The 9333-nt window shown below is 62.3% G+C and carries 9 protein-coding genes; all 9 read left to right on the top strand.

Annotation, left to right across the window (positions count from 1 at the left end):
- Positions 1-923 precede the first annotated feature (923 nt).
- The 9 genes from K940_RS0126355 to cas2 all read left to right on the top strand — a co-directional run bounded on the left by K940_RS0126355 (position 924) and on the right by cas2 (position 9245).
- A complete protein-coding gene (locus K940_RS0126355; protein WP_028479913.1) occupies positions 924-1106 on the top strand; it encodes a hypothetical protein in 183 nt (60 codons plus the stop codon).
- A 406-nt stretch (positions 1107-1512) separates the two neighbouring features.
- Positions 1513-2001: a CRISPR-associated endoribonuclease Cas6 gene (locus K940_RS0126350; protein ID WP_196812390.1), complete on the top strand. Its 489-nt coding sequence runs from the start codon at positions 1513-1515 to the stop codon at positions 1999-2001.
- Complete coding sequence (locus K940_RS30600; RefSeq protein ID WP_051407580.1) at positions 1998-3410, top strand: hypothetical protein; 1413 nt, start codon at positions 1998-2000, stop codon at positions 3408-3410. The genes K940_RS0126350 and K940_RS30600 overlap by 4 nt, the downstream gene beginning before the upstream one ends.
- Positions 3407-4459 (top strand): type I-B CRISPR-associated protein Cas7/Cst2/DevR, encoded by a 1053-nt coding sequence (gene cas7i / locus K940_RS0126340; RefSeq protein ID WP_028479911.1) that lies wholly within the window; start codon positions 3407-3409, stop codon positions 4457-4459. The genes K940_RS30600 and cas7i overlap by 4 nt, the downstream gene beginning before the upstream one ends.
- Positions 4456-5133 (top strand): CRISPR-associated protein Cas5, encoded by a 678-nt coding sequence (gene cas5, locus K940_RS0126335; RefSeq protein WP_036530529.1) that lies wholly within the window; start codon positions 4456-4458, stop codon positions 5131-5133. The genes cas7i and cas5 overlap by 4 nt, the downstream gene beginning before the upstream one ends.
- A complete protein-coding gene (locus tag K940_RS0126330) occupies positions 5126-7495 on the top strand; it encodes a CRISPR-associated helicase/endonuclease Cas3 (RefSeq protein ID WP_028479909.1) in 2370 nt (789 codons plus the stop codon). Before cas5 ends, K940_RS0126330 begins: the two co-directional genes overlap by 8 nt.
- Positions 7496-7499: 4 nt before the next feature.
- Positions 7500-7997, top strand: coding sequence for a CRISPR-associated protein Cas4 (locus K940_RS0126325; protein WP_028479908.1), 498 nt, complete (start codon positions 7500-7502; stop codon positions 7995-7997).
- Positions 7998-8978, top strand: coding sequence for a type I-B CRISPR-associated endonuclease Cas1b (cas1b, locus tag K940_RS0126320; RefSeq protein WP_028479907.1), 981 nt, complete (start codon positions 7998-8000; stop codon positions 8976-8978). It abuts the gene before it with no gap.
- Between the two features lie 3 nt (positions 8979-8981).
- Positions 8982-9245 (top strand): CRISPR-associated endonuclease Cas2, encoded by a 264-nt coding sequence (cas2, locus tag K940_RS0126315; RefSeq protein WP_028479906.1) that lies wholly within the window; start codon positions 8982-8984, stop codon positions 9243-9245.
- Positions 9246-9333 lie beyond the last annotated feature (88 nt).

Here is a 9333-nt window from a genome sequence, read left to right as displayed (position 1 = left end):
CCCGTCCTCATCAGCCCTACGAGGGTTGGCAACGCAGGCACCACCGGTGGAAGGTCCTCGATATCGGCCGGGTCCTCATCAGCCCTACGAGGGTTGGCAACGGAGTCAGCTGATTTGGGACAGAGCCGACAGTGGCGGGGTCCTCATCAGCCCTACGAGGGTTGGCAAGACGGTTCCGACGCTTGGAAATCCGCATCAACTGTTCCTCGAAGTCGGCAACGGATTCTGCTGTCACGGCGAGGTTGGCTCCGCACTTCCGCAGCGACGTGAGCGCTCAGGCAGGAGATCTCAAAGTCGCGGACTCTACCACACGGCACCCTAGGAACAATCCACTGCCACGTCCTGCTCAAGCTGCTCAACGCTCTTCCTCAGGTCCACGCGAAGCAGCTCTGCGTTTGGCCGAACTGGTCCAGCGCGTTCAATACAGCGTACTTCGTCGCCAAGCCGATCGTCCGATCTAAGTGGCCGGTCGCCTCGGGCAGTTTCCCGGCTTCGCGACCGGACCGCATGCCACCTCCAACATCTGGTAGATCAAGCCGCCAGCTGATGCGTGGAAATATCCGGCGCCGAACGGGCATGCCGGTGAACGTACTCGACTGATGTGACTACTTTGAATGGTCCTCACTTCCTGGTACTGTCCAGATCCGGACTCGCTGTCCTTCTAGGTTTGCAACACTGACGCGACGACTTGCTCGAGCGCGATTTCATTCATCACCCCTCCGAGGGTTCGTGTATCTAGTTACGGCGGATACACGCTGTCCGATCGTGGACGTGGGCCTGTGCTGTGCACGCGTCCCTGGTGCGGGTTGCCACAGCGCGCCCGAAGAGCAAGGAAGGGGAGGATCGTGGCATCAAGAACCGAAGCGTCGAGCTGCCGGATCGATCCCGTCAGCACGACGCCGCCGCGACACATCGAGGAGGCTATGCCCAGCCTCGAACGGCCCATCCCCGGCCTGCCCGAACGTCCCTCCACCGCTCTCGGGATAGTCGGCACTGTCATCGATGCCGTCATCGACGGTCGGCTCGATTGGGTACGAACTGCTCGTTTGCTGATCATCGTTGGGGCGGTGACTACTGCCGCCACACTGGTATTGGTGGTGCTATAGCTGTGGTTGACGTGCTAAGCCCCGTAGGAAGCGGACAGACACCACTGGCGCAGATCGTAAATGCTGGTCCAATTACTGGGTTGAAGCCCTCGACTTCCACCGGATCTGAACCACCTGTCGGCCGCTGGCACTACAGTTTCGCTCAGTTCACAAGAGGGGAGGCAATCGATTGAGACTGCGTATCGGGGTGTCTACGTCTGCAAGCGAGGTGCCGTGGGCCAAGGTTCTGGAACCCGGCCGAGCGGTTTGTTACCGGCTACTGACGGAGAGTGCTCCTGCATTGGCCGAGCGTCTGCATGAGTGGGGCTGGGGGGATCACAGAATGGTGCCGTTCGGGTATTCGGGGCCGGTGTTCCCGCGAGCTCCGAGGCGGAAGGGCGTCTACTCGGCGGGCGGAGCGGGATATGTGGAGTTGGGAAGCCCCCTACCGGAGGTGGTCGCCGCGTGGTCGGTGACGTTGACAAGGTGCGAGAAGATCGATTGGGGCGGTGTGTCGCTACGTGTCGAGGGCATCTCTCTTATCGAGACCGAGTCCGATGCCCAGACCGCACGTTGGCGCACACGAACTCCGGTGGTGATGAAAGGCTCAGGACACGACGACAATGGCGTCCGGAGCACTCGTCAGGCATGGCTGTTGCCGATGGAGCCCGAGTTTCATTCCTATTTCGAAAACAACCTGCGACGCAAGGCCGAGACCTTGGGGCTGACACCGGATGTCGCGTTGGAAGAAGTCACATGGGTGGGGCCGAAGCGGTCCTTTGCGGTGGGCGATGGATCGAAGCCGGGCGCGTCGGTCGAGGTGGTACTCCGAGGCGACGCGAAGGTGCTCAATGGGATCCGTGACTGGGGACTGGGCCAAGCGAATGCGGCTGGATTCGGTTGGGTGGCAGCGTGAGCAGCGCGGAGACTCGTGCCGAAACGAGTGTGCGGTTGACGCCACATCCGCTACAACGGGTAGGTGCCTACGCACTACTCCGACTGGCCGGACTCAACACGACTCGGCGGCACCCCGAATCGCTGACCGACGCCGAATTCGAAGCCGCATGGGGCACGATGACCGACGATGTGGTTGCCACAGCTTGGCTCGAGGACACCAAGGCGCCGGGAGCGTTCTGGTTGTCATCGAGCTACTTGTTCTGGCCGAACTCGAAGGTGAACCCGACCAATCGTAGGACGCTGACCGAGCGGCAGCGGGTAGAGCTGATCCAGACATGGCGGACGCTGCCGGCCGCCGCTCCCATCGAGCTATCGGGTGTGCCCTGCACGTTATGTGGACAGATGGCATGCGGCTTCTACGGCAAGGTCGACGTTCCCTTGGCGGCCAGTGTGGAACATCGCAATTCGACAGTGCCCGGGCATGAAGGATTGGCATTGTGCCAGGGTTGTCTTGGCAGCTTCTACGCGATGCCGTACGGGTGTGCTATCAATGGCGGTAAGGCATCGATACTGCACAGCTGGGACGATTCTGCGCTGGCCATGTTCACTACACGTCAGGTGCGCCTGACGCGACGTCGAATCAACCTGAAGTCGACATCTGCTAACGAGCTCAGGTATTCGCGGGAAGTAGAGGCACTTCGTGCGCTGAAGTCCTACGACGATCGTCTACGCGACGGAGTGGAGTTGTATGTATTCAGCAACTCCAACAAGCAGCAGACCCTGGATGTGTACGGAGTCGACCAACCGTTGGCGGAGTGGCTGCGGTCTACAGTTCACTCCCCCGCCCTGAAGGCAGGGTACAAGTATCTGATCCGGGCCCACTATTCATCGAAGGTCCCCGGTGCGGTCCGACTGGCCTACAACATTTTCCGCCACCCGCATCGGGTCCCGATCACCGCTGTCGACTATTTGTCCCAGCTGACGGCTGAGAAGGGTGCGCCACCGCCGGAGACGGAGGCGCTCGCACAGTTGCATCGCTCTTTCATCGAGGAGGTATTCGGCGTGGCGCAACGTGATGTCGACCAAATCACGCGGCTCGGCAACAGTATCGGAGCGCTGTTGCTCGAGGCTCCAGAGAGGGGCATGCTCAAGCAGTTCGAGCATGCCCAGTCCGACCCGATGCGACTTCAGGCGTGGCTGAAGCGCAGCGCAACCAAGTGGACGCTCGAGCGGAAAGTGACCGAGCCGCTGGTGACAACCGAACAGTGGCGGTTGTTGTTCGAGCCCGGCGACCGTGTTCGATTCCACCGTGATCTGCTGTTCGTCGCAGTACTCGAGCATCTGGCACGGAACCAGTGGCTGGCCGGTACACCCAACGATCGCGACGACCGTGACGACGACATTCTGACGGAGGACGAGGATCAGTGACCTATCTCGTGGGCAAGATAGCCTTGGACATCACCGCCGGCGCACCGAACAACGGTCGCGGTGAAAGCAATATCGGTGAGGTCAAGAAGATGTACATCGGCCGGAATCCGCACCCGTATGTCTCCGCGCAGGCGTTTCGCCGCTGGGTACGTGACAGCTTCCCTTCCGAAACCGCGCCGTCGCCGGTGACTCGTTCGGGTACAGGTAAGAACCAGCAGGCCTACACCGCTGGGCGCCCTGACCTGTATGTCGACGACGACTTGTTCGGCTACATGGTGGCGATCAAAAAGGAGAATTTTCAGCGCGACACCGTCCTGGCGACCGGAACGCTGGTATCGGTGACTCCGAGGCGGCCGACCAGAGATTTCGGGACGATGAGTCGTGGGTTCGGCCCCAACGAGAACCCGGTGATCCACGAACACGAGCACTTCTCGGCCGAGGTGGCCGGTGACATCCTGATCGATGTCGCGCGGATCGGGGTTTTCCAGGTGCTGGGCAGCGGGTTGCGGCGCAATCTCACCGACGCCGCGGCCAAGGAAGCCGAGGCAGCCGGCGCCGAGCGGGTGAGCTTTCGCGGCCTGGACAGTCTGCGATTGCCGCTCGCCGAGCGTCGACGGCGACTGGCGGTGTTGTTGAACACCCTGGCCGAGGTCTGTGGTGGTGCGAAGCGGGCCCTGCATTACGGGGATCGGTCACCCGCACTGACCGTCCTGGCGCCGATCGAAGGTGGCAACAATCCGTTCACACGGGTACTCACGGCTCGGGCAACGCGCGAGGATCAAGGCTATCCGCACCTGGAAACCGCTTTCGAAGCTGGTGTGTTGCGTGAGGAGATCGCGGCGTGGTCCGATGTGCTGAGCAAACCAGTGCATGTGGGGTGGGCTCCAGGGTTCCTCGCTGGGCAGCGCGAACAGGCTCGTTCGGAGCTCGATGATCTGATCGAGGACGGCACGCTGGTGATCGATCATCCCCGTGTCGTGTTGCGGGGGCTGGCCAAGGAGGTCGAGGCCGGAACCCGCGACGAGTGGTTCGAGGACACGCCGCGGTGAACCGGGCGTTGCAGGTGACGGTCACCGCGGCCGTGGCCTCTTTCCGCAACCCTCTGTATGCCGGGGTGCAGGTCGGGTTGCCATGTCCCCCACCGTCGACCATCGCAGGATTGTTGGCGGGCGCCGCAGGTGGTTGGGATCGCGTTCCGACGGGTTTGCGATTCGGTGCAGCATTCACAGCGGCCGGGGCAGGGATCGATCTCGAGACCTACCATCCGCTCGACGGACGAGGGCGGCCTACTGCGGCCACACCGAAGGATCGGGAATTCCTGGCCGACGTGATGCTGACCTTGTGGCTGGTCGACGACATCGACTTCTGGGCCGATGCGCTGCGCCGACCGGTATGGCCGCTGCGACTGGGCCGTAGTCAGGATCTGGCAGCCGCACGCACCACGGAAGTGGACCTGGTCGCCGGCGCTGGTCGGCAAGGTACCGCGATCGTGCCGGAAACGCTGAGCAGGGCAGGTAAGTGGTTGCGGCTGCCCACAGCGGTGAGTATCGACCGGGCGCGGAACCGTTGGGATGGATACCGATACGCGCCCAGCGGAAGTGAGACAGTGATCGACACCGAACGGTCTGTTGTCGACAACACGGCCGAGTCGGATCGTCAGGCATTGGCGCTGTTGGAGTCCGTTCACCCGGCGCAGTTCGACAGCGGACACGGCGATGGATGAGCTCGCCACCTTGCGAGCGAAGAGCCCGCGTACCGGATTTCCGCACGGTGAGTCGTTGACGGATCACCTGTCCATGACGCTGGAGGGCGCGCGACGACTCGAGCGGCGAGTCGGTCGTATCCGTGCGATGCCGGATGACTTCTGGCGCTGGGTGTTGGCTGCGGCGTTGACCCACGATGCGGGTAAGGTGCCGGATGGGTTCCAGGCGATGGTCGCTGATGGCGCCGGCGCGGTGTGGGGGCAACGACACGAGGTGTATTCGCTCGGTTTCGTCGCTGATCTGCTCGCGTCCTGGCCAGAGCTGGACAGGCGCTGGGTGGGTATCGGAGTCGTGACCCATCACCGGCAGTTGACGGGTGTCGCGGGACGGTCGATCCTGTCGCTCTATAACGACATCGATGTTGCGGCTTTCGCGACTCGATTCGGTCCGGTCTCCCCGATCGCGCAGCGGCAGCTGCGGCAGTGGCTCGCATCAGTCCTGCGCGAGGAGAAATTGGCCGACCCGTCGCTCGACTCCGAGCGCGATCTCGCCGAAGCCGCATTCGATCTGCTCGAGCAACTACGTCAGCGGTGGGAAAACCCCGATGACATCGACACGGACCACAACTTGACCGCGGTCCTGATCCAGGGGGCTGTCACCTTCGCCGACCACGTGTCCTCTGCGCATGGGCAGCTGCTCACCGACCAGCCAATCGATGCCGGATTCGCCGAGAGGTTCACCGTCGCAATGGCTTCCTCGGGCAAGCCGCTGCGTCGACATCAACACGAAGCCGCTGCGATCGCAGGCCATCTCATGCTGCGTACACCGACCGGGTCGGGGAAGACCGAAGCCGCGCTCCTGTGGGTGGCACGGCAGGTCAGCGAACTTCAAGCGCAGTACGGTGGACAGCCACGGGTCTTCTACCTGTTGCCCTACCTGGCGTCGATCAATGCGATGGTCGATCGTGTCGGCCATATCCTGGGCGACGCTGATGTGGTAGGCGTACTACATTCCAAGGCCGCTGCCTACCACCTGCATCGCTCGCTGTGCGGTGATGAGGATGCCTCCAACGCGGCCACCCGTGCGGTATCGCGCTCCGCGGCCACGCGACTGTTCCGGGAACTCGTGCGAGTGGGTACGCCATATCAGCTGTTGCGCGGTGCTGTCGCCGGGACGACATGCTCATCGATCCTTGTCGACGCGGCGAATTCCGTGTTCGTACTCGACGAACTGCACTCCTACGAGCCGCGGCGTCTCGGCATGATTCTGGCCTCCATAGCGTTCTGGGCTCGCTTGGGCGGGCGGATCGGGGTCGTCACGGCGACAATTCCGAGCAAGCTCATCGAACTTCTCGACGAGTGTGTCGAAGGTGAGCGTTTCCAGCAGATAGCGGCAAAGGGGACGCAATGGCCACAACGGCATTGCCTTCGAATCAGAGCCGATCACCTCACCGACGACAAATCGCTGGCCGAAATCGAAAACCGTTTGCGCTCACGACAGTCGGTGCTGGTGGTCGCCAACAATGTAGCCGATGCGCTGTTCGTGGCGGAGCGGTTGAGCCCATTGTGCCGAGAGTTGTACGGCGAAGATTCGATGCTGCTCCATTCCAGATTCAAAGCGATGGATCGCGCTGACATCGAGGCCCGAATTCGCGACCGGTTCGGCACCGATAAACGGCACCAACCAGGACTTCTCGTGGCCACCCAAGTCGTCGAGGTCTCGCTGGATGTGTCGTTCGACGCTTTGCATACCAGCGGAGCGCCATTGGAACCACTGATCCAGCGGTTCGGGCGGATCAACCGAATCGCGGCCGGGCCCCCCGCCGATGTCGTGGTACACCCACCACGCATCGGGCCGCGCAAGGGTGGTGTCGAGGAATGGGCCGACAGCGTCTACGAGCACGAACCCACCGCACTGACCACGGCAATCCTGCAATCGCACAATGGCTCCGTGTTGGACGAACAGATGTTCGGAACTTGGCTCGAGGAACTCTACGGGTCAGAGTGGGGCGAGGCGTGGGTCGGCAAGGTCAGGCACTCCACAAGGCGTTTCGCCGCCTTTTTCGAGTTCGAGGGTGTGTTCGACGGCGATCGCGACGAACTTCGCGAGGACTTCGACAAGCTGTTCAACGGAGTCGAAGGCATTCTCGCCGAGGACGTAGACGCTTATAGCGCAGCACTCGATTCGGTGTCCAACCGACAAGCCGGGCGTCTGTTGGGCAGCCAATACCTGATTCCACTCCCCCACTATGCACAGCGACTCGCCCGATACGATCGCAAGCTCGATGTCCTGGTCATCGACGGCGTCTACAACCCTTACCACGGGCTGACCCGGATCGAGCACAAAGGTCGCGATACGTACCAACTCGGCGAGCTCATCTGACACGATGCTCAACGCAGAGGATATCGGCGGGGTACACATCAAATACCTCGAACACTGTCCTCGCCAGTTGTGGCTGTTCGCACGCGGATTCCGGCCCGAGGCAACGAGCCAGCGCGTTCTGCTCGGTGAAGCCGTCCACGACACCAGCTACCGCCACGAGCAGGCCGTTGATCTGGGGGCGGCGAAGCTCGATCACTTCGACGGTCGCCGTTGGGTTCACGAGGTGAAGTCGTCGTCGCGTCTGACCGCAGCAGATCGCGCCCAAGCCATGCACTACTGCTACCTGTTGCACCGCCTCGGCGTCGAGGTCGCGGGTGCGATCCTTAAGTACCCCAAGGTCCGACAAACCGAACGCATCCCCTATACATCCACTGAGGGCGCCGCAGCTATAGCCGCAATCGCTCGCGCTCTCGACACAGTTCACGCCCCACAGTCTCCGCCCCGGCTGGCCCGGCGCGCCTGCCACGGCTGCAGCTACTTCGACTACTGCTGGACGGATTGAATGCCTGCCGCTACCCGCACCTACTGGCTGACCTCCGCGTGCCGGATCCGGCGCAAAGCTCAATCACTCGTCGTAGAGCGTGCCGACGGAAAACCCGTCCACATTCCGATCACCGACGTCGCCGACATCGTCGCCTGCGAACCGGTCGACATCAACACCGCGGTGATCAGCCTGCTCAACACCCACAGCATCGACGTGCATCTGCTCGGCCACTACGGCGACTACACCGGATCCCTGCTCACCGCCGAATCCAACACCTCCGGTCAGACGGTCCTCGCGCAAGCCCGCCTCGCTACCGATCCCACCGCCGGACTCGACATCGCCCGCCAGATCGTCCGCGCGACCGCGTTCAACGTTCGCCGCGTAGTCGGCCGCGAACTCCTCGCCCACCCACTCGAAGTTCTGGAATCAACAGTGCGACAGGCCGGAACTCGTGAACAACTCATGGGCGCCGAAGGAACCTTTCGGCGTAGCGCCTGGGAAGTGATCGACACGCAACTACCCGACTGGCTACAACTACGCGGACGCAGCCGCCGCCCACCGCGCAACGCGGGCAATGCCATCATCAGCTACATCAACGGAATCGTCTACGCCCGTACGCTGTCGGCCATTCGACTGACTCCCCTGCACAGCGGTATCGCGTTTCTGCACGCAAGCATGCAGCGCCAGCGTCATTCTCTGGCGCTCGACCTGGCCGAGGTATTCAAACCCCTCTTCGCAGAACGATTGCTGCTCCGGCTGGCTCACCGCAACCAGCTCGGCTCGCAACATTTCGACAGCAGCGTCGAGCATGCCGCACTCAGCGACACAGGACGCAAACTCGTCGTGGCGGCCGTCCGCGACGAACTTGCCACCACGATCACTCACCGCACCCTCAAACGCAAGGTCGCCTATGAAGAACTGATCTACCTCGACGCCCTCAAACTGACCCGTACCGCGCTCGAAGCAACCCCGTACACACCATTTCGGATCTGGTGGTGAGACATGTATGTCATCGTCGTCTACGACACCGCTGTCGAACGAAATCCTGTCGTCCTACGCACCTGCCGGCGATATCTGCACCATGTACAGCGCAGCGTATTCGAAGGCGCTCTCAGCCCGGCGCAATACCGACGCTTCCGCGCAGCCATCGAGGCGGCGATCGACCGCACCTACGACAGCGTCTTGGTCTACACCTACCCACCCGGAGCGAACCCACAACGCGAGTCCTGGGGAACTACGCAGTCCGCGCCATCGACAATCATTTGACAACAAGATCATTGCAGCGACACGCCGAAGAGATCTACACTACCGGCATTCTGCTGCAACTACACCCCGAAAGCCCCGCTTCGCTAGG

It is taken from the genome of Nocardia sp. CNY236 (assembly GCF_000482385.1).
Lineage (GTDB): Bacteria > Actinomycetota > Actinomycetes > Mycobacteriales > Mycobacteriaceae > Nocardia.
This window is presented reverse-complemented; position numbering and strand designations above follow the sequence as displayed.

Excerpts from the sequence above, each read along its gene's own strand:
- cas1b (WP_028479907.1), top strand. The coding sequence starts at position 7,998 with ATGCCTGCCGCTACCCGCACCTACTGGCTGACCTCCGCGTGCCGGATC.
- K940_RS0126325 (WP_028479908.1), top strand. The coding sequence starts at position 7,500 with ATGCTCAACGCAGAGGATATCGGCGGGGTACACATCAAATACCTCGAA.
- K940_RS0126330 (WP_028479909.1), top strand. The coding sequence starts at position 5,126 with ATGGATGAGCTCGCCACCTTGCGAGCGAAGAGCCCGCGTACCGGATTT.
- K940_RS0126355 (WP_028479913.1), top strand. The coding sequence starts at position 924 with ATGCCCAGCCTCGAACGGCCCATCCCCGGCCTGCCCGAACGTCCCTCC.
- cas2 (WP_028479906.1), top strand. The coding sequence starts at position 8,982 with ATGTATGTCATCGTCGTCTACGACACCGCTGTCGAACGAAATCCTGTC.